The organism is Nitrososphaera sp. (assembly GCA_039938515.1).
In the GTDB taxonomy this organism is placed as follows: domain Archaea; phylum Thermoproteota; class Nitrososphaeria; order Nitrososphaerales; family Nitrososphaeraceae; genus Nitrososphaera.
In genome coordinates this window covers 226494-248838 of sequence record JBDUUL010000010.1, presented here as the reverse complement: position 1 = coordinate 248838, position 22345 = coordinate 226494, and the positions used below count along the sequence as shown (strand labels likewise).

The 22345-nt window shown below is 43.3% G+C and carries 14 protein-coding genes and 1 pseudogene; 7 read left to right on the top strand and 8 right to left on the bottom strand.

Annotated elements, in window-relative coordinates; translation table 11 throughout:
- Positions 1–161: 161 nt before the first annotated feature.
- From ABI361_06350 to ABI361_06340, 3 genes are all read right to left on the bottom strand, one after another.
- Entirely contained in the window at positions 162–1316 is a 1155-nt protein-coding gene (locus ABI361_06350) for a chitobiase/beta-hexosaminidase C-terminal domain-containing protein (protein MEO9320275.1), read from the bottom strand.
- Positions 1317–1723: 407 nt separating this feature from the next.
- Entirely contained in the window at positions 1724–2449 is a 726-nt protein-coding gene (locus ABI361_06345) for a hypothetical protein (GenBank protein MEO9320274.1), read from the bottom strand.
- A gap of 171 nt (positions 2450–2620) precedes the next feature.
- The gene (locus ABI361_06340) at positions 2621–2899 is read right to left on the bottom strand and encodes a hypothetical protein (protein ID MEO9320273.1); all 279 of its coding nucleotides are present in this window, start codon (positions 2897–2899) and stop codon (positions 2621–2623) included.
- A 465-nt stretch (positions 2900–3364) separates the two neighbouring features.
- Between ABI361_06340 and ABI361_06335 the strand changes: the two genes are divergently transcribed.
- From ABI361_06335 to ABI361_06325, 3 genes are all read left to right on the top strand, one after another.
- Positions 3365–4327 (top strand): hypothetical protein, encoded by a 963-nt coding sequence (locus tag ABI361_06335; protein ID MEO9320272.1) that lies wholly within the window; start codon positions 3365–3367, stop codon positions 4325–4327.
- Positions 4328–4491: 164 nt separating this feature from the next.
- Positions 4492–5442: an NAD-dependent epimerase/dehydratase family protein gene (locus tag ABI361_06330; protein ID MEO9320271.1), complete on the top strand. Its 951-nt coding sequence runs from the start codon at positions 4492–4494 to the stop codon at positions 5440–5442.
- 492 nt (positions 5443–5934) lie between these two features.
- Positions 5935–7110, top strand: coding sequence for a glycosyltransferase family 4 protein (locus ABI361_06325; protein ID MEO9320270.1), 1176 nt, complete (start codon positions 5935–5937; stop codon positions 7108–7110).
- A gap of 227 nt (positions 7111–7337) precedes the next feature.
- Here ABI361_06325 and ABI361_06320 read toward each other — a convergent pair whose 3' ends face one another.
- Both ABI361_06320 and ABI361_06315 read right to left on the bottom strand, forming a co-directional pair.
- Positions 7338–11051 carry a hypothetical protein gene (locus tag ABI361_06320; GenBank protein ID MEO9320269.1) on the bottom strand — a complete coding sequence of 1238 codons (3714 nt, stop codon included), beginning with the start codon at positions 11049–11051 and terminating at the stop codon, positions 7338–7340.
- A 493-nt stretch (positions 11052–11544) separates the two neighbouring features.
- Positions 11545–12762 (bottom strand): glycosyltransferase family 4 protein, encoded by a 1218-nt coding sequence (locus tag ABI361_06315; protein MEO9320268.1) that lies wholly within the window; start codon positions 12760–12762, stop codon positions 11545–11547.
- 273 nt (positions 12763–13035) lie between these two features.
- Between ABI361_06315 and ABI361_06310 the strand changes: the two are divergent.
- A pseudogene (locus tag ABI361_06310) lies at positions 13036–13839 on the top strand (oligosaccharide flippase family protein).
- A 9-nt stretch (positions 13840–13848) separates the two neighbouring features.
- Positions 13849–14490 carry a polysaccharide biosynthesis C-terminal domain-containing protein gene (locus tag ABI361_06305; protein MEO9320267.1) on the top strand — a complete coding sequence of 214 codons (642 nt, stop codon included), beginning with the start codon at positions 13849–13851 and terminating at the stop codon, positions 14488–14490.
- A gap of 250 nt (positions 14491–14740) precedes the next feature.
- On the opposite strand, the gene ABI361_06300 is transcribed toward ABI361_06305, so the two are convergent.
- Positions 14741–15850, bottom strand: a complete 1110-nt coding sequence (locus ABI361_06300) for a glycosyltransferase family 4 protein (protein MEO9320266.1) — start codon at positions 15848–15850, stop codon at positions 14741–14743.
- A gap of 288 nt (positions 15851–16138) precedes the next feature.
- On the bottom strand, positions 16139–17344 hold the full coding sequence (locus tag ABI361_06295; GenBank protein ID MEO9320265.1) for a glycosyltransferase family 4 protein: 1206 nt from the start codon (positions 17342–17344) through the stop codon (positions 16139–16141).
- Positions 17345–17839: 495 nt separating this feature from the next.
- On the opposite strand from ABI361_06295, the gene ABI361_06290 reads away from it, so the two are divergent.
- Together ABI361_06290 and ABI361_06285 are read left to right on the top strand one after the other, a co-directional pair.
- Positions 17840–19069 (top strand): right-handed parallel beta-helix repeat-containing protein, encoded by a 1230-nt coding sequence (locus ABI361_06290; GenBank protein MEO9320264.1) that lies wholly within the window; start codon positions 17840–17842, stop codon positions 19067–19069.
- 270 nt (positions 19070–19339) lie between these two features.
- Positions 19340–20263, top strand: a complete 924-nt coding sequence (locus ABI361_06285) for a glycosyltransferase family 2 protein (protein ID MEO9320263.1) — start codon at positions 19340–19342, stop codon at positions 20261–20263.
- 1307 nt (positions 20264–21570) lie between these two features.
- On the opposite strand, the gene ABI361_06280 is transcribed toward ABI361_06285, so the two are convergent.
- Positions 21571–22287, bottom strand: a complete 717-nt coding sequence (locus ABI361_06280; protein MEO9320262.1) for a hypothetical protein — start codon at positions 22285–22287, stop codon at positions 21571–21573.
- Positions 22288–22345: the final 58 nt, after the last annotated feature.

Below are 22345 nucleotides of genomic sequence, written 5' to 3'. Positions count from 1 at the left end.
CTAAACAGACAATAGATTACTTGGCAAACTTTGGGCCAACGTCTTGCAATGTCTCCGGGTATTGACAATCAAGCCAGGATTTGCAATATTGAATTAGACTGCTAGGGCGATGCGTCCTGTACCCACATTTGCTGTTGCTAAAATCTATGTCTGACGAGGGTCTACTCGCCATGGCCGGATTTGGATACATTGTGTTCAATCCGGTACTGCTCCGTCAAAATTGGACTGATATTTCCGTCCCGGTCAACAGCAAAGAACTTGAGTGTTGTATTCTCTGAAATCTTCAGCTTGTTCGGGTACACCGGGCTTGAGCTTGTAGGGATGCTTCCGTCAATAGTATAGTAGATCTTGGAGGGCTTGTCGGCCGTCAATCCTACGTGCACAATTGTAGTGTAGTGTCCCCCCTCAGGTGAAACCGTAACATTGGGTGCAACATCGTCATGTTGCCTTGCTTCAGAATTAGCGAGGTCATGAAATGAAGCGATGGCATAGCCACGCGCGTGAATGAAATTAAGCAGACCGCCAAGTCTGTTGGTTGATGTCTTGTTAACGACATTTAGCGCTGTTTGCCCGTCAGGGGTGTACTTGCTAAAGTCTTGCGGATGAAGTGTCACCACGCTCCAGCCTCTGGCCTTGATTCCGGCGTCAATCAAGTGCTTCATTTGGCTCAATGATGTCCATCCAATATGCGTGCCTGAGTAGAGTCCAAAAGTGACAGTCTCGGGAGCATGGTAGATTCCGAATTGGTCAGTATTGGGCGCCCAAGGTGTCACGGTATTGCCACTATAATACGCGGAATAGGTGGCGGCGCTAACAATATGAATATCTAGGTTGCTCATCGCCTGTAGTGTTTCGTTGTTGAATTCGTTGTAAGGCGTTAGGAATATGTCTGACGGCCTGCCATAGATGCTAATCATCTTGTCATTTGCAAGCATGAGCTCCATTTGCTGCTGCTCAAGTGTCATTGTGGAATAGTCTGCATGGTTCCAGCCATGCAGTGCATACTCGAAAGTTCCAACAGACGCCCCTTTGCGCGTTTCGTTGACCAGTTTCTGGTCTTCACCAAAGAAGTTCATTATTTCCCCCAAGGTTAGCTTTTGATGAGACTTTGCAAATTCTTCCATTATCGATTCTTGCACGCCGCTTAGCCAATAGTCCTGGACATCGTCGAGCCTAAAGACTACGCAATTGCAGACTCTTGGTTTTGAAATTGACTCTTCGCCTGATTTTGTGGCATAGCCGGGGACCGCAGAAAAAACAGAAACAAGCAAAAAGCATGAAAGCAAAGACGCAACTACACCTAGAGGCTTTCGCAACTGGACCCGCGACAAATGTCCTGTCGCAGTATATCAGATATCTAACCTTAGAGGGAGTCTGTTTCGGAATTATTATCCACGGTATCGGCCGTGTTGGATAGACTGCGATGGCTACGATATTATCCAATTAGTTGCGCGCATGTTCGCATATGTCTCTTGGCTAAAGGTGATGACAGTGCAAATACGCTCTCAGATATTGCGCGAATTTTACCGCTTTTGAGTTTTGATAATCATCAGTTGGAGAATATGGCGATTGCCGCTTCCCTCGACAGGCTGTCAGCAAGAGGGGTAACGTATGAGATTAGGCAATGGATTCAAGTGGTGGCGCCAATTGAGAAGGCATACTATGGCTGCGCCATTAAATACGATATATCAAAGATCCTGTTTGAAATAGCAGTTCTCCAGGCTCAAGTTTGCTGCTGGATAGTGTCCTGCTCTTTGGCTCCGGCAGGAGAACTTTCCACTGTCGGAATTGCACGACCGTTTACATGCTTGGTCAAGTCTGGAGGAATGGTCGCCTCGCTTCCGCTTGCATATTTTTGGTGGTGGAAATAGTAGAGTTTGCCAAGCTTGGTCTTTATCCCTGCGACTGGAATTTCAAAAAAGCTCTCTACAGCCTCGCTGTATGCAAAAGTATAGCCTTCCCTTACCAGCTTGTTGTACTCCTCTAGAAACTCGAAATAGCCGCCTAGCCTTCTTAGCAATACTGCGACAGCATCTGTCTTGTAAATTACAACTTCTTTTGAAGAGAGGAGTTTTTTTAGGTCCTTGCCCTCTTCTTTGAAGGTCTTTAGATGAAACTTGCCTGCCCTGCCCAGAGGCGACAAAGTCTTGACAGTCGTGCCCTTTATCTTTGAAAAGCGATCCTGCAAGCCATAGTGTTCGTCCTCTCCATCGTCAGAATCAGAGGATTCATCTTCTGCATAGTCCGCGACAGCTAGCTCAATCTTGTCAGAGTCTGCATTGACACCTGGGTCCGCGCTGATTTCAGAAATATCATCCATTTTTGCAATGCCTGTTGCGCTTGCAGATATTGCGGCTGCCGCTTCTTCTACGCCTTGCCCCTTTAGAGGGTCAGAAGTTTCAGTCTCTGCTTTTTCGCGTCGCTTAAAATCAATGGGGCCGAGTTTCATGAGCTCAAACCAATATGCAGATCTAGATACTTAAATTCTTCTAATACAAAGTCACAGAATCGACATGCATTTGTTCAGGTGAAATTATGCCAAATTGCCCTGATGCAGGGCTATTTGCCTCAATTACTCAGCTTTACGAAGCTTTGCCAATTGTGCAAATGTGCTATCTGCCTAGTTCTTTTTTGCCCCTTCATGTAATTCCTTTATGAGGGCTTGCTGTTCGGAGATAATCCTGTGAACCTCATTGTCGATTTGTTTCTCTGCTTCAAGCATTTCCTGAACCTTTTGCATAACCTCTCGGTGTTCTACCGTCACATAGTCGTGTAGCGACACTATCATATCATGAACTCTTTTGTCAGCTCTTCGATGAAGTACCATTATGAATATGCCTAAGGACGATGCAATAGCAATGTCTATCATTTTATCAGTCAGAAAATCTATTTCTGTCATGTATCATAATCTGGGGCGGAATGAGATCTTAAGTATTTTTACATTTTCTGTTCAAACCGCCCGTTTGAAACAGGCAGGGAACATTATGTGGCAAGAACGCAGTCTTTTGGTTGCATTAGTCTTGCGCACAGAAGTACTGTAAAGAGTAGAATCCTGACAAGTAAACAGGCGCAGGTCGACATTATACTTGTCCCAAATTCAGCAGAAGGCGGAGAACGTGGACTCACCAAACGGCTGCTTTTACGATAGAATCCAAACAAGTAGTGGCTATTGTGTCATGGTTAATGTCAGTGGCTCCTAGAGGAAAACTACAGGTAGAACGTTCACAAGATTTTTAATTCCTATTTAAGCTGCTCTAGCCTGCGCTTGGGAACTGTTGAAGGCAAGTGTCGGCTGCAAGCACTTTGATGAACAGCTGTTATATCCTTCTATCCTACCAATTCCATTGCTTACAGGTATTGAGAAGTGACTAGGCTAGGGATTGCAGCGGAAATTTGCATCATAATAGCAGCCCCACTGGTGGTGCTAGCTCTGTTTCCGCAACTGCAGCCCTTCGCCAAGATGTACCCCCAGATTTTTGAGAACAAGTACCTTGCCACTGCTTCTTTTTTTGCGATGTACGCTGCCATTCTAGCGCTTTCGGCACTTGCAGTGGCCCTTGGCGTGCAGGCCGCGCAGGTTCTCTACATGAGAGGAAGAAAGACGGAAATTAATGCAAACGTGCTTGGCAGGTCTGTGCCAGAAGTCGGAGGCAGGCTCTACATCGAAGGCGACATAACCGGCCGGTTTGTCAATGGCTTTGCGTCCATCACCTTCCGCACCCAATACGGCGACCAGGACAGGGTGTTTTTGTTCTATGATAAGGACAAGGCAATTGGCAGACTCCATGGCGACAAGGTCAAGGAGCCGTTTGCGCTCAAGTGGAAGATACCCGAGGACTTTGCTGACGGGGACTTGAGGATACACATCGAGGTATATGACGTGCAAACGTCGGATATTATCAAGGAGACAAAAAGCTTGCACCCGATGGGGTCGTGGTCTGCAACGATGGCGATTGCAGGTCAGAAGAGCGGAGGGATAGAGATTCAGAAAATGATGCAGCCAAGCAACCACGGCCTGCGCAAATTCGACTCATCTGCGGTGCCAATGTCCGGCTGGGTGTGCGTGAAACTGTACAACGACTCGGACACCTCATACAAGCTCTGCATTGGCAGAATCCGCACTGATGCAGGTGTGTTTCCGCTATACGACTATGAGAGGATTAACGGAGCGGCCTCGGACGGTCGAAAGGCTACTACGTTTTCCATCGAACCAAACTCGACAAAACTGCTCTGTGCGAATATTATTTCCCGCACGCCACGCGGAAAGGTGCACATCGACATAGGTAAGGAAGAGATAGTAAGGGAACTTGAAGTCGAGGAAGACTAGGCCGTCAGCGCTCTAGCGTTCCCGCAGCGCGGTATAACTCCCTGAATGCGGCAATGAAATGACTTTTCAGGGAATCTGCAAAATGACGCCTATACTGTTGTCACATTTGCAGTACAACAAATGCTTTTCAGAGTTCGGCAGTTTTCTCTTGCACGTTGAGAAACGTGTTGGTTACCGGCGGGGCTGGGTTTATTGGAAGCCACCTTGTCAGAAAATTAATTCAGTCAAGGAATATTCAGGTCACCGTGGTTGACAACCTGAGCAACAACCGTCAGTACTTTACGACAAGGCCATACGCAAATGAAGAGAGGGTATCGTTCTTCGATATGGACATAAGGAATATGGAAGGCGTCAATGACGTGATTTTCAACAAGAAGATCGATACGTGCTTTCACCTTGCGGCCAAGATTAGCGTCGCAGAGTCCATGCTTTCTCCGTTTAACACCATTGACGTTAATGTCAACGGCACCACATCTCTGCTTAACGCTTGTGCTCAAAACGGCGTCGAGAATTTTGTGTTTGCGTCCTCTGCTGCAGTATACGGCGAACCTAAAACCGTGCCTGTGTCTGAGGACCATGTGCTGAGCCCACTTTCGCCGTATGGTGCAAGCAAGGTTGCAGGCGAGTCTCTTGTAACATCATTTGCAAATTCAGGGAGAATAAAAAATGCCGTATCCCTTCGCTTTTTCAATGTATATGGAAAGGGCCAGAGCTCAGATTATGCGGGTGTAATTACCAAGTTCATCGAGAGAATTGGTAGAGGGCTTGCGCCGGTTATTTACGGCGATGGCCAGCAGACCCGAGATTTTGTATCGGTTCACGATATAGTTGATGGGTTGGTAATTGCAGCAGAAGAAGGTTGTTCAGGAATCTACAATTTGGGGACAGGCATTTCAATCACATTAAACGAGCTAGCATCAACAGTACTCAAGTCGTTGGGTTCGACGCTTCAGCCGATTCATGAAAAGGGACGAAACGGCGACATCAGGGATAGCCGCGCGAATATTGAACTTATTTTGAAGGAGCTAGAATTTAAGCCATCGATACCTGTAAGGCAAGGTGTGAGCGCTTTAGCCCAGGATACGGCTGCAATCCAGTTAATGCTGCCTAGATAAATAGTCCTTCGACACGAACTTGAGCCGATCGAGGACCTGTTGGAGACGTCCAAAAAGCTAGAAGCATGAAGAGTCTCGCAAAGGACGTGTAGTGAGCAGCCCATCAAAACGTTATTTGATTAAATTGTTTTGACAAATGCCTAATACTGTGCAAAGTTTTGGTTTTCTGGTTTGAGACGTTAATACCAATTATTTCACAAATTGTTGTAGTAGCATGCTTCGCCAGTGGTCATCAGACTAGTTCAACCGAAGTTATTGCTGAACCTTTTGAGCTCCAACGCAAAATAGATTCTCGTAACCCCGCAATTATGTCTGCTAAAAGATGGTATTTGTCCGACAACTGTTCGATAGTTGGCGAATAAAGGTGTCACCTAACCATCACGTAAATATTCAAATGCTTCAGTTGTAGGAGGCCTTACTTACATTAGCATTAGTGATCAATCCCAGACGATAACCTCTATTCCTCACATTTGTTTACTCACGTCTAATAGAGTGTTTAACATTTCCTACGGCGGAGAAGAAAAGTACACCTCCGCACTAGGGTACTGGCTTTTCAATAAGAATTTTGACGTGACTGTTCTAGGAAGTACTCTTGCAGGGATCTCATGTACACGCCTTAGCGGTACCACTAGCAAAGTGGTTGAGAAACAGCTGAATACACAGAAACCCCAAAACACGAAAACCATTCATCCTCCTTACCTAATTTACGTTCTTTCTCGATTATTTCTTGTATTATTATGGGTAGGAAAGCTCATCCAAATACATAGAAAACACCCGATTACTCTCATTCATGCTCAAGATACAGGTTATGGAGGATTGGCAGCAATCATTGCGAGCAGAATAATGAAAATTCCTGTGATTATTTCTTCACACGGTATTAGACATAAGACAATTGCCCCGTCTCTTCAGGGCCGGTTTAATAATCTGTTGTTAAGATTGGAATATTGTCTTGATTTGTTCACGGTCAAGAGAGCCAATATTACCGTAGCTGTCAATCCATTCATTAAGGAATATTATTCACAGTTAACCAACAAAGATATTAGATTCATCCCTATTCCAATCGAAGTAGAAAAGTTCAAGTTTTCTCGTCAAAACAGAGAGCAAATTAGAAAAGAGCTTGGTATAAGCGAGAGTCTAGTTACAATAGGATTCGTTGGGAGATTCACGCCAGAGAAAAATTTCATGATGCTCATAGACTCCTTCGCAAGAATCTCAACTGAGTTACCATCTCTCAGGTTAATTGTGATCGGAACAGGTCCATTAGAGGAGTCTGCGCGCAATCTAGTCGTGGAAAAAAGGGTCCAGGATAAAGTTGTATTTGCTGGCGTGAGAACTGACGTTGAGAGATGGTTATCAGCAATTGACATCTTCGTCTTACCTTCGCTTACTGAAGGGATGTCAACTTCCCTATTAGAAGCGATGAGTTGTGAACGTGCGGTTGTGTGTAGTGACATTCCAGCAAATCGAGCTCTGTTGTTAAACAACAAAGATGCATTGCTCATAAATCCACTCCAGCCCAAAGACTTTGAGAATGCCATTATGCGACTAAGTAAGGATGAAACCCTGCGCTCGAATCTGTCGCTTAATGCTAAGAAAAAGGCCGCAAGTTACGATGAAGATAGTGTCTTTCCACTGGTAGAGAATTGTTATGCAGAGTTAGCAAGTTGATTCGAATTACATCAGTTTTCAAAGGCTGCGGACTATAATTCGATCAAAGTTGACAATTTGTCAAATTGCTTTCTCGCGAGACAGCGAGATATGGTTTACAAAACAATATCCGGTAGACGACCAAACTGAATATAGCGCTTAAAGATGCTTCCTTGTATACTTTTCATGCAAACAGGAGCACAAACAGTACAAGGCGCTTTCTAAACGCAATCTAAAGGATTCATAGATCATAGTACAACCTTTTGTCTACTAGTGCGACCATTAGAGTTCCGTCGTACTAGCAAAATTAGCGATAAAATGAACGGTGCGAGGAGTAACATCCTAACAATAACCGAGGCCGACAAGAAATGATAGTATGGTGTGCTCTCAAGATTTAACGATGTGATCTCATTATAGCCCGAGGGATTGGGAGTGATTTGGCTTGTGCCGTTCAAGTGGATGGCCGTCGCGATTGAGTAACGATCGGACATGAAAATGTTCAAGGACGTCATTCCTTTCACTCTTAGATCCTGTCCTGTTACTGAAGTCGAGAGAGTTGGCTGAGCATTTAAGGCTCTAAATGTTGTCTGTCCGTTAATGTAGATCTCTGGCTGTCTAACTTTCATTATGATATGTTCAGAGGAATTAAGTTGTGCACTGCTGACATTCGAGAAAGTGTACGATGTATCATTATATGATGCGGTAATCTGAGCAGACCCATGAAATTCGAACTTATCGAGATTTCCCGATTCTATTTCACTGTAGAAGTCTTGTCCATTCTCCAAGGAGATCGAATTGGTCGTCACCCGCGTATCATTGTAACCGCTAAATTGAATATTTGAAGCGTTCTCTAGGAGAACTTCCGTACCATTAGCAACGACTCGTAACTGTTGTGCACTAAGTTCCGCTGGCAAAATGAGAGAATTTGTACTTATTGTAATTTTCCCTGTTGCGTTCAGCTGATTGAATATAGCCGTTGGAGTATATGCATTAGGATCAGATTGGTTTTGGTTAAGTCCAGTAGCATCAAAAAAGCTTAAAGACCCATGCTGAGACTGGTCGGAAGAGCGAGTCTTTGTATCCAAAGTCGAGTTTGCGCTGCGCACGTCAACATACGTGATATTGCCAGCTCCGTACTTTATTGTTGATGCAGGGATCGATAAAATACCAGACGGAGAAGAGTAAGTCAACAGACGAGTCTTCATTGGAATGCTTGTCGAGGAAGAGTCATGGTTTTGGTAATAGTTCATTCCTTGGCCCAAAGTTGTATTCACGGCTGAAGAGTTTTTAGCATTGAAAGACTCAGTCTTAGCCGCTTGTATATTGAGTGCTTTTCCAATGTCACCATAACCATTCGAATTAACTACGATGAGGTGACCACCTGAATATGCATACTTCAGATAGTCGTACCCCGGTCTAGAATCTGTAGTTACCGTTCCGTGGAAGTCATCGAAACTAACGCTCTTCACCCTTCCATAACTCAGCCCTAATAACCCTCCATCTTGTGTTGCGCCTTCTTTCGAGAGTACTTTTGTACCGTTCAGAAGCAACTCGATCAGATTAGGCTTTGTGGCCAGCGTAACATTGAAGGAAGTTCCGTCTCTATAGAGCAATCCAGTGTCAGTGCTAGGCCATGGTGGTTCGAATTCTAGTTTGCCGTTCTTGACATGTGCAAAGTAGACATAGACTTTGTTGCCCTCAATCAAGATCCCGGAGTAATCATAATTCCTCACATCTTTCCAGGAATGAATTATGGAAACATAGCTTGCTACGTTAGGAACTTTCTCTGTTAGTTTGAACGCGACTGATGCATTAAAATATTTTGCAGCTATTGGTGACAATATTACTCGGCTTGTGCCGTTAGAGTTCTCACCTGCGTTTAGATTGTTGCCATCAAAGTTCCAGTTGCCAGATTGCACGTTCCAATCGGACGATCGAAATTGAGATCGAAATTCTGTATATGATATAGGATCGTAGCCGAGCATCAAATTACTCTCATTCAGTAAATTGTGATCTGATTCTTCCATAGTTGTGTATTCTGCATTTGTTTGAGCTAACAGGTCATAAGCTCCGTATGAGGACTTTCTAAAGCCGGGGTCATTACTCAGAACTAGGGCAGTACTAGATGAGGGAGTTGGAAAGCCAACATAAGTGGCGTTATAGATCTTCGTTTCCGCATTAGAGAAGACTATAGGCAATTCTGGAAGTAAGTGTTGGCAAACCCATCCGCAATGGTCGTTCAGAAATTTAATGTCACGCGTATTCACGTATATGTATGCATGCTTAAGACCGTGAGAATCAAGCATGAATAATGGTATTCCAGGGTTTTCGGCTGAAAAAAAGGGATCAGTTACAGTGACTTGATAGGGTGGAGCTGCAAAGGCTAGAACATCCCTCGAATATGAAGTGGGGGTAAGGATAAAGGCTCTTGGATCCTTGACGAACACCTCTCTCAAGTAGTTTACGGCTTCTAATTCCTGACCGCTGGGTGCATTAGGGGAGGCCCATAACCAGAATTCTGATTGCAATAGTAACGAAGAAGAACCAGACACAACTATTGCGGAGATCGCAATAAGCGAAACCGCACGATAGATAAGTTTTCGTTGAATAGACATAGCCTGGATAAAGCGTACAATAGGTATCGGAGCAACAAGACAAGCAAATAGAAAAATATAATTTATGAATCTCTTTTCCCAGTAACCAGTCGGACCAACATTTAGATTTATTGCCGTGAGAATTCTCCCCATAACGAATAGAACGACTATGGCCTGTAGTGCAAAAATCAAACTATTGTTTCGCAAGACACTCCGCGGTTGTGCTATACACAGAATTGCAAGAAATCCAGCCATGCCTAAAAGAGAAGGATAAATAAACCATGGAACACTTCCAAAATCAACCACACTTGATGTTTTGAAATTCTCGATAAAGATCGATGTCACGAGGCCCAGAGTGTACACCGACAAGAGAACAATGCTCGCCGAAGTTCTGATTTTTTCACCATTGTATTTGGGCAGTGTAATTTTAAGTGCAGGCAGAACTTTCGAATGCCAAACAAGTGCCATCGCACACAATATCATTGGCAAGATAGTGGCTGCAAACGAAAAGACAGGTATACCGGGGTGTCTAATTCCAAGAGGCCAAACAAAAGTCTCGAAGACGAGAAACCCGGTCGCGGAGGCAAACCCTAGGATTATTGAAATTAGAGTGTCCTTCTGTCTGAACCCATTATTTTTATGAAGTAGAGAATAGACTATTACGATTACTGCAATGATGAACGCTTCAACCACGTGAACAAGGTAAGCCGAAAACACTAAGACAGTCATCAATGGGATGAATTGGTGTTTTTTTATCGAGTTGATTTTCATAAGGAATAAGATGGTTACAAATATCACCATCGCCACAGCCATTGGCGCAAAGAAATAGAGCGGTTGCAAGAAATTCATTGTACCGTTATATGTTTTATCTGCAGTTATGCTCAACAGAGAGATTTCAGTTCCGCCAACGCCGGTAGTTTTCAGCTGCGTAAAGTAGATGTACGAAAAGTTGCTGAGAACGGAATAGCAAATTACTGATAGTGCGGGAATTCTACTGTCCAGGTTAACGAAATATCTTTTGGCCACAACGTAAATTGCAACGGGGAGCCACAAGTTTAACGTAATAAGTGCACTTTGCAACCACTGTAATTCAGGGTTTCCAGTTAGCACGATTACAGCCGATTCAAAACTGTGAAAAAGAATGTACCCAAAGTCATGATAAAGGTCGGGGGTTCTAGAAAGGATTATTGAGCTCTGATAATGTCTGCTAATGTCCGTGCCTGGCAATAGAGCTATGTTTGGATACATAGCAAAAGAGAGCACAAGATAGAAGCCAACCGAGAAGATTATAGCCAAAATGTCGAGAGGGCGATTAAAAGATGGCAAGTGAGCAAATGCATCATTTCTTGCTTTTGCTATTCCCACCACACCAATTATCACATACGAAAGTAGAATAACATAGACTCGGATATTCTCTTGTACCCATATAGTGGCCAAGTTGAGAAAGGCCGCTAATGCGAAGCTTATCACAAAAGACAGAGTGAAAAACTCCAAAGCTGAAAAATGGACATACATTCTCAATATCCGTAATAAGACATAGCCAGACAGAAATGATAGACATACGAGAGCGATAGAAAGCTGAAGCAATTGATTTCCTAATTGAAGTACATGAAGCAAAAGTAGCACTACTGAGAATGCGACTAATAGAAGTCCTGCTTGCTTTGAGGTCCAATGATATCCACTAAATCGAATGTGGAGTGATTTTCTAGGGTCCTTAGTTAATGTGTAAATTAAGACAATTCCAGCGATTTCCAGCGCAGAGAATACGTACTTGAGTGGAGATTCCACTAGCCAAAAGAAATACGACGTAGTAATGGCTGCAATTCCAGCGAATATCACAAATGGCGAGAGCCATTTGTACTCAATTTGCTTCATTAACTGACGCAACCAAATCCAGAAATTGGACCGCTATTTTTTCCCTGTCAAACCTGCTCCTCACAAAAGAGATTGCATTTGTACCGGCCTCCTTCAGGAAGATTCTGTCAAAATACATTCTTTCAATAGCTTCAGCCAGAGATGCAATATCCTCGGGACTGCATGTTATACCTAATTTATTATTGACAATTATGGCTCCTAATTCAGATTTTGTTGGAACTGTAGCAATAACGGGCAAACCGCAGGCAAAGTACTCGAACGATTTGGTCGGAAGAGCATTGAGAACTCGCGTACTCGAATCAAGAGGCACAATACCGACATCAGCGGCAGCTAGAAGATGTGCGATTTCAAGCCTATCAGATTTTGGGCCAAGAAATAGAATAGATTGTTCTAACCCAAGCTCTGCGGTCAGCGCAACGAGATCATTTGTTGAGGGTCCGTCACCAATTATGACCAGTTTTACATTGGTTAGTTTGTGCGAAATCTGGCCTAGGGCCTGTATGACAATATCTAGTCTATAGTAAAGTCCCACGATTCCGTTGAATACAATTACGAAATCTTGCGAAGGTAAGCCTGCTTCTTTCCTAGCTATGTCCCTATCGTACGGTTGGAAGATTTGTGTATCAGCGCCATTAGGTTTTAGCTCGACGTTGCGGATGCCGCTAATTTGCAATTTGTTAACGATGGGCTGTGTAACAGTTACCATAAGATTGGCACCCTGATAGCATTTTATCATAATTGATTTTATGATTCGGTAGGCCCTCCGCGATAAGGCAGACCTAGAATTATCAATTACATAATCTTCCCACTCATCTCTATAATCGATCACTATCTTGTGTCTGGTTAGTTTAGCTGCGGCATACGAACCTAGCCCCGGTTCTCCATTAGGAACAGAAATTATGATAACATCTGGCTTCGATAAAAAAATTAGAACCAGAGATAATATGAAAGATGAAATGACATTGAAGCATGCCGAAAGGACGTTTGAAGCCATTATTATTGGAATGACATTAATCAATCTCAATTTGCCTTGCGAATGACAGCCTGCCATCTTCATTGTAGATAATGAAAACGCACCAGCAATTGTAACTCTGTTCCCTTCACGCGCGAAGTGATTTCCGAAGAATTCAATTCGCCTCCAAGCTGCACCCGGGAATGGATTCGGATAATGTAGAAAGAATAAGATTTTCATTTTGCTTTCCAATGTCTAACCCACCATAGCTTCGCTACACGATGTCAAACTGCAAACCACATTATAGCGAACGTCAGAACTTTTAGAAACATTAATCCGACCACGTTCAAGAATGAACTAACAAGTCTTTATTAGATAGAGTCCGATCGATGGCATATTATCCGATCCGAGATAATTCGGTTTAGTGCTTGAAAGTGAATCAACAACTTGCCAATAACTTTTCCGTCTTGCAGTTATTAGGAGTGAAAGAACTTCCAAGCTAAAAGTGTTGGCAGGCCCACGTTTTATGTCCTAATTGAGACAGTAATCGCAATGTTCTCAGGATATGCCTTTTGGTTTGTTATGTCCAGGGTCTCAAATTCTGAAGCGATTGGAGTTGCGTCTGCAATCATATCCCTAGCCACTATTTTCATAAATATAGCCACTGTAGGCGTCCCATTAGGAATAGAGCGATACCTTGGAAGGAGTTTTTCTGAAAAAAGGCACGGGGATGCCAAGATCTATGTAAGAGCATCTATAATTTTAGTTTCTGTCGGTATCGTTTCCTCTTCTGCAGTTATTATGTTGTTGAAAGATGAAATCAGGACCTATTTCAAAGTCGATCCGAACATGACTTTGATCGCAATTCTTATTCTCGCTTCAACGGGCATTTACAGTCTTTTCCGATCGGTGTTGATAGCATCTCTTCAAACGCGCATTCTGCCTCTTGTTAGCATCATATTTAATGGCTTGAGAATCGCAGTTGCATTTATTCTAGTTGAGATGGGACTAGGAGCAACGGGTATAACTCTTGGTCATGCCGTTTCGTTTATTGTGGGCGCAATCCTATTCGTCGGAGCAGTTTTCGCACTTTTTAGAGATACTGGTAGCTCAACCGTTAAGTTAAGGGCAACCTTCAAGGATGTTTTTGCTGCTAGCAGTGCTAATTGGATTCCTACTCTACTTGCAACTTTATCAGCACAATTGGGTACCGTAGTCGTATATGCAACTAGTGGCGCTAGTTTGGCAGGCATCTACTTCATCGCTTACTCAATAGTTACTGCCGTCGCTTCTGTTGCTTCGGTACTTTTCACAATTGGATTCCCGGCCCTCAGTGCAATGAATGATGGTAGAAAGACCTTTGTATGGAGAATCACTAAGTTGAGTGCAATCATCGCAATACCATTTTCAACTGTGATGTTTTTCTATTCTACGCAAATAATGCAATTATTTGGAGACGAATACGGTCAAGGAGCTTTGTTCCTTCAGATAATGGTCCTGGCCACATTGCCATCTCAAATTGCGTCTGGGGTTAGCACACTCAGCTACTCATATGGAAAATATAAGCAAGTTCTCGGAATAACAGTAGCAGGTAACCTAGCTCGCGTAGTGTTATTCTTAGCGCTTACGCCGGCATATGGCGCAACGGGTGCAGCACTCAGTTATACCCTCGGAGCAGTAGCAAGTCTAATTGTGTCAGTCATAGTCTCAAAAAAGATTGGTTTGAATATTTTCTGGAAGGTAATATTACTTACTTTCGCCGTACCATTCGCGCTGGCATATCTTCTGAGTTACTTTGAAGTGCCCTTTATTTTGGCGATAATCATCAGTGTCCTAGGATCTTATCTATCGTTTCTGCGATTACACGTTCTTACAAAGGCAGACATAGAAGATTCGATAGAAGTGCTTCCGAGTACAGTGGCCAAATCAACACTTAATATGATAAATAGAATCGGAAAAAGACTGGACCCGTCCTATTAGATTTAGCAGATAAATTCTTGACCAAGTGGCCTGTCGTCTATGAATCTGAAACTAAATAGTAAAGAATGATTAGGCAATGTACCGGCGGCGCGAACCCAACTGTGATCCACTTCGGTTTACGGCAAAGCATTTGTTGCGGATATCTATGTGAAAGTCACTTTTTGAGTCTCGAGTTTGAACGTGACGCAAATTGAGTCTTGCGGATCCATTAGTATCGATTTTTAAACGCAAACAAAGAAGAAACTGTTCATTATTGAACGTGGACTTTCGCTACAACTGAAGAAAGTGTTTTCTCCATTCTACTCCAGTTGTACTTTGATATGAACGCCTTTCTGCCATTACTTCCAAGCTCCTTTGCAAGTTTTGGGTTGTTCACTAAAGTTGAGATAGCTTCCTTAAGTTTTTGGCTGTCATTGTAGGGGATTACTAATCCGCAGTGTTCTCTAATCATTATATCGGCAATACTCGTTTCATCCGCTACGATTGAAGGTTTTGCACACATCATAGCCTCATACACTTTGTTGGGTGCCGCGAAGCGATTGTTAGGGATGGACGGATCATATATGGCAATTACGCAATCGCTCCTTCTAGTAAGACTAAGCACTTGCTCATAAGCAAGTTTTCCCAAGTATAACACATTCTCCTTACCTCGGATATACTCTACAAATTTGGATTCCTCTTCTCCGAAGCCGGAGACAACGAACGTTACACCAGATAACTGCTGCATTACATCGACAAGCTGGTATAATCCTCTCCCGGGAGATAGGATACCAGCATAATAGATTAGAAATGAACTCTTTGTCTTTTCTGGGAGTAAGGCGTCGATATCGGTAAAGTGCGAGGGCTGATGGTCATACGGAACGTTATAAACAATTGATATTTTTTTTCGCTCTACATTGCCCACCTGGCAAATGCGAGATTCGTCTACAACGATCACAGCGTCAACCATTCTTATGAGAAGTCGTTCAATTGATGCGGTAATGGGCCGAAGTATTGCCGCTCGTTTAGGCAGATAGGAATCGGCATAGAAGTCTGCCACGTCATAGATTATCTTAGTATTTTTCAACTTTGCTAGGGCAATAATTGGCAACAGTGCATCAAGGTTTTGAGGAACGATTATGTCAAATCTATTCTTTAAGCCGAATCTACCGACGAACAAAAACCATTCAGGTAACCAACAAAATAATCGAAATCCGAAGCCGGCTTTACGGTGCAGTCTGTGATGTTTAATCTCATTCAGCATTTCATTCTTAGGCAATTTAGCACTTCTGTCCCATTCCAGTACAGTGACCTCTCCCTGTGTAGAAAGGGATTTGGCTATGCGGGATACTCTCGGTAGCCCGGCTAGTGTAGAGATCACCAAGATTTTGGGTTTTGAGGCAACCCCTGAACTTGTGCTGGGATTGCGAATTTTTGCGTATATAGAATCATTTCAAGCAGGTACTGTTAAAAAGATTTGTCAGGACTCGAGTATTCCCAATTAACATTTAACATTAACTTACCGTTCGAGCCCGCACTCCTATAGGCGGGACAGCTTCGATTCTGATCGCTATTTGCAGCTCTATTTCGGTTACACTGGTTCGCGTATTTTTTTGTCAATGTTGATTGGATTCAACAAGATGAACAACGATTGTGCATGATCTAGAAGTTATCCAGAATTAACTTTCAATTTGCCGAATGACATCATAGAGTAGACATCGGCAACACTTGCAGCTATCTTGGACCAATCAAAATTCTGACTATACCTAATGGATTCTTTAATATCAGTTTGCGATTGGTTGTCTGTGAGTAGACGGCTGATAGCGCTTCGTATGTCCACTGTTGTGCAGCTCCTTATCATTGTCTTAGGCGCGTAATGCTCAAGTACATCCGAGACTCCTCCCACTGGTGTGTAGATGATATGAAGACCAGCATTCATGGCTTCGATTATCGTGATAGGTAGAGCTTCAAATTTAGACGGAAGTATAAAGAAATCTGATGCAATGTAGAGCTCATGGATGGTTTCTGAGGATTGCCAAGAAAGAACTTGAGCACTATCCACTCTGTCCAATATACTCCGGACTTCTTTATCCAAAGAGCCTGCTCCCACAAGTACTATGTGCAAGTCGGACGCTCCAGCCTGGATGAGACTTTTGGCTGCCCTTGAGAGTTCTAGAATACCCTTTACGTGCTCAAAGCGGCCAACAAACAGGACTACTTTGCTCCCGATTGGAATGTTATACTTCTGTCGAAACTGAAGCTTTCGGTTCAGATTTTCGTGGTATTTCTGTGTGTCAACTCCATTCCCAATGGTATAAAACGACGTCTTCCGAGTGGCGAACGTCCGACCATAATCGGTTATCTGTTTAGTAAGACCTATGACGCAATTTGTCTTTCGCAAAACGCGTTTAAAGACGAGCTTGTTGAACATAACCTCGAAATTCGACTTGCCTCCATCAACATGGGGATTTAATGCGTACATCCCGTGTAGAGTAAGTACGGATGGGATTCCATATTTTGCGGCCGATCTTAAGGCGGACCAAGTGATAGGATAATGGTGTCCATGAGCATGAATGATGTCGAAGTTTCCTGTTTTAATAATTTCATCGAGCTGCTTTCCAAAATCTACTGGAATGCTGAAACTCTTCAATGTTGGATATGGCCACCCAGGGAGATACACCGATGGAATAGTAAGAATTTTTTTTAAAGCATTCGCGCTCGGCTTGTATTTTATCCTTCTCGGACGCGGAGCTACTATTGTGATGTCATGGCCGGACTTAGATAATTGGTTGCTTAGGTTCAAAGTATGTGTTGCAATACCTCCTTTATCTGGAGGATAGAAGGGAGTAACTTGTAATATTCTGAATGAATTCATCCTTCGGGGTCGCGAAAGCATCACATGTCTGTTCGGTATAAACGATGGATGGGGTAATAGAATACGCATATGTCTATCATGTTACGAATAGGCTGTCCGAGCATTCGCTCACTAGATATTCTCGGGAAACATTGAAAGGTTAATGTGTCAGAATAATGCGGAAGTCTGCTGGATATGCCTATTCCACTAGTAAATCCAGTTACTTATGGAAATTAGATCAAACTATCATCCCAGAGTAGCGGCAGTCAAAATCGTAAAATGGTTTGTCTCGTAAGAAATAAAGCCTCGGAAAATGACAATGTTTGGTTAAGTTTGCAACGTCCAAAAGTTCTGATGCTTATAACTGCAATGGCAGCATTTGCTGTGTGTATTTTAGCGTATTGGTACTCCAATAATCATCTTAATCCTTTGCCATTTCATGACGCAATTGCGAGTCTTAACGGGACCTCAAATCCTTGCACATATTTAATTCAGCAAACAACAGTTTCGCCACGCTTGACTGAAGCGATCAATTGTAAGACAGGTATCGTGTTTTACTCGGACGGATCTGCATCTTCCACAATCAACGCGGTTATACGAGAAATTAATGCCAGTGGTGGCGGAGAAGTATATGTCAAGGGCTACGGTGTGCATCACCCGTACAATATCACGAACGCGCTAGTTATTCCCGATAGTGGACACTTGAAATTTGTGGGCGAGGGTCCTGAGTGGACGGTCTTGCAGGTTCCACCTAACTTTGACAACAACTTATTTGAATTTACAGGTATTAAGTTTGCGAATTCATATTTCAACGAGTTTTCAGACTTTGAGGGGATCGGAAACAAGGGCGTAGGAGCATATTACAATTCTGGATTCGTACTGAATGGAACTAATTTCGGCGTTACCGATAGCACATGGAACAACGTCTTCCTTCGGGACTTTAAACAAGACGATTTTTCGGTCGGACAAAAAAATGCATGGAATAACAAAATTGTAGGGTGCACTTTTGAGCATGCAGGTCGAGCGGGGTTGTATGTAACAGGTAGCTTCGCTTCTCCCGACCTACGCGTAACTGATAGTAAATTCCTATACAACGATGGATTTGGAATCAGCGACGATGGAGATTTGGGAACTTACATCGGCAATTGGATCTACTTGAATAAAGAGGATGGTGCAAGACTAACCCACGCAGACAAGAATGTTTGGATTGGAAACAGATTCGATGCAAATGGTCTAGTTGAGAATAACACTTACTTTGACCTTCAGGTCTCAGGTAATCTCAATCTGATTGAAGGGAATCAATTTGATGGACCAAACAATGCTAAGTATTCTATTTATGCAAGCGGACAAGAAAATGAAATTTCGGGGAATACTTTTGCTAATGGCAGCACAGGAGTCGGAAGAATATTCATACAAGCCGCATTGAAGTCTTCTTTTGTTCACGATAACCCTGGCTATAATCCTGTAGGAAAAGTATTTGAGCCATTTTATTCAAAATTGAATTTAATTGTGGAGACCGACGGAGACTCAAACTCCCCTAAAAACTTGACCGAATATACATTGGAATCAGCACCTGCAACTATTACTAGCACGGGCGGGAAAGACGTTTCGATAACTATCGAAGATCCATCAGGTAACGTTTTATCATCGGGCCTTCCGACGCTCTCCGATCAGCATGTGCCTGCGGGGTTCAAAATTAAGTGGCAGTATGCTTTGCCCCCAAAAGTTGATGTGGCTTTTGAGTGACGACTAATGCATGTGTAGGTATCTAGTAGGAAGATTCTAAATGCTGTCAACTGCAAAGTAGCGTATTAATTTTAGGATATCACGTCTTCCCTACGCAAAATCCAATTACAAAGGAGCATGCACTATTCGGCTCTCTTCATCATCTACTAGTGACGATATTCTTCTTGGAATTCGACTTAGAAATTGTAAACATGCTTATACGCTTTAGTCACGGTAGTCCTTCTACAGAAGCGTTCTCTTATACTCCACATTCTCATAGAGCAATTACTTTTGTCCCATTCTGAGAGTGTTGAGAAAGCCTCAAGAGTTATGATTTGCATTCCTGCGTTTAACGAAGCCAAAGAGATCGGTCAAATAATAAAGCGGGCAAAACCGTACGCGAACGCCATTATAGTTTGTGACGACGGATCATCGGATGGTACCTCCGAAGCTGCAAGATCTGCGGGTGCAACCGTTGTAGCACATCCCGCCAACCGCGGGTACGGCGCTGCAATCAAGACGCTCTTTGAGTATGCCAAAGAGCACGATGCAGAAGTGATGATAACATTGGATTCTGACGGTCAACATGACCCAAGCCAAATTCCCGCTCTCCTAGGGCCTATTTTGCGTAAAGAAGCAGATATGGTAATAGGTTCTAGATTCTTAAAAGCCGCCGATAAGAAGAAGGTTCCCGCTTACCGAAGCTTAGGCATTAAAACAATAACCAAGCTGGCTCAACTTACTTCAAAAAACCACCTTACAGATGCTCAAAGCGGTTTCAGGGCGTATAACAAGAAGGCCATAGCTTCCATCGATTTAACGGAGGATGGGATGGCAGCTTCGACTGAAATCCTCATGAGAGCAGGTCAAAGGAACCTGACGATAAAAGAGGTCCCAATAACCATACGCTATGACATTGGAGACACTTCAACGCATAATCCGCTATCGCACGGAGGAGGGATTGTACTCGCAATATTGAGATTCCTCTCAATCTATCATCCACTTTCATTCTATGGCTTGCCAGGTATTGGTTTCTTGAGCGTAGCTGGATATTTTGCTGTTCAGGCACTCGATATTTTTTCTGCAACACGCTATGTTTCGACTCCGATGATCATAATTTCCGTTGGCACCGCGGTCATAGGGTCTATGTTGCTTGTAACGGCGATTATACTGTATTCTCTGTCTGCACTGATTCGAGAAAGGATTCGCATATAACAGCCCTAATTGAACAGTTGCAGAGATGTAGCCTCGTAACAGTCGGGCTTATAATTTAGTGAGATTCAAGCTTCAAAAGCGGCGCGTTTCTTTCGGATCAGACACTAATGAGTTTACCAATAGATGCCAATCACCGTTGCCGCATAATCAGATCTGTTCGATTCAGGTTTGATTTCATCTACGCCTCGCATAGTATACTAGATAGCAGAAAACGTCACAAGTTCCAGATAACATAATCTGCCATTGGTGGACTGGCTATCTGAACGTGCAATTGCGACGAGCTGCAGGACCCTAAGGCCCTAGTATACCGGCCTAGTATGGCTGTCAGATTGCCAGGCCAGTTTTCCACACAGTTTTGCGGCCTTGACAGCCTGCCATGCGCCAAGCCCATAGCACTATTACCCGTGGTCCTATCGAAAATACAGCGTGTTCTCTAGCAGAAGAAGTGGTCTGCTACCCTGCCGTATTGAGCACGGGGGGCGGGGCAATATGCCGCAAAGCCGCAGTTTGTGTGGAAAACCCTAGGTATATGGTGATAGAATCACCCTTTCTCAATCTCCTTGTATATATACTAGCCATTAAAGTGAGGCGAGGCTTTGACCGCTAAGGCCTGTCTGTGGACAAGACTGTAGGCTTTGGTGATAAAGTAGCCATGCCAGCAGCTGAAAGTCTAAGGGAGGCCTAGGGCGTCGGCAGTCTGCAAAGTGCCAGCAAAGTGCCAAGTGACACTTTGGTCGCCTTGGAAGGCCTAGGGCCTCAGGCATAGGGCCATAGCCAGCTCTTCAAGGCCTAGGCCTTAGGGTACACTAGCAGGCTCGTCAGCTAACGGGCAAAGCGGAGCCACAAAGGCTATTCGTAATAGGCATTTCAGATATTGCTATGTGTTCTTATGTTCTGAAAGCGCGAAGCAGCTGATTTTGTTCAGACCTGCATGCCATGGGAATACACCATAGCCGATCTATTGACTAAAGTAGACGTAGTGGGTGTAGTATCATGTACTCATTTTGTCCGGAGATGGCGGCATCGTGAAAAAATCAGTATACATAGAACAAGAATTTGAACTGACAGAAACAAAGTTCAAATTTAATCGCAAACGGCTTCGAGGCCCATATTTGTTCAGTTAAAATCCTATAATAAAGACTGTCTAGATTGGTAAAATTGGTTGTTTGGCGAGAATTGTAATGCCTGAAGTAATTATGCAGGTGAAATACCTAGGTGTTTGTTTTCACGATGGTAACGCCATATTTGTTGTCTTCAAGTCGGTTAATTCATCGCCTTTAATACAAATAGAAAGAAAGCTGCAGTTCTCATCTGATCTCAGAAAAAACTGAAAACATATACGAATCCCAATCCAATGCAAATACGTCATTAACTTCATCTGATTTATAGAATCTTATGCGCTTGCTCCTTTGTTCTGGAGTCTCCGAAAGGAGTTCCACTAATTGCACATTCGAATTCCTACCAACGAACGCGTCTATTACCAGAGTTCTCAATTTGCGTTTGTATTCTTCCCTTGTAGACTCGCCGGGATTATCTATGTGGCTTATTATTTTTTCTACCTCGTGTCTATGCTTCTTCAATATCTCCAATTCATCATTCGTAAAGAATGATCTCAATCCCATGACCGCTTTTTCAAGCAGTTCGAGTATCACATAAGCGTCTTTATCAAGGGATTCTTTCTTCTTTCTGAATTGCTCGAGTTTGCGGCAAATTATTGCCGCAAATTCTGGCTGCTTCGTTCGAGCCATTTTCTTATTCTTCAAGCTGCTTGGAAGGTAGAATCGGATACTTCTATCCTTAAGGCCATTCGCTCGTAAGTTTGATACTATAATTTGTCGAGCTTGTTTTGCAGTGATTCCGTGCTTCTCGCACTCTTGAACGAATGTCTCGATAGCCTTCTTGCTTTTGTCAGCTGAACGAACAAAGTCTACACACGATTTGACTGCATCATCAAGTAAAACCTGAAGCTCAGGTGGCAGGTGCTCGACTGATCTAATCTTGACGGGTAGAGATTTTTGAGTCATATCTCAACAGGCGAGCGCAACTCCCATCAATTTAAAATGCTAGACCTACTTCTTTTGC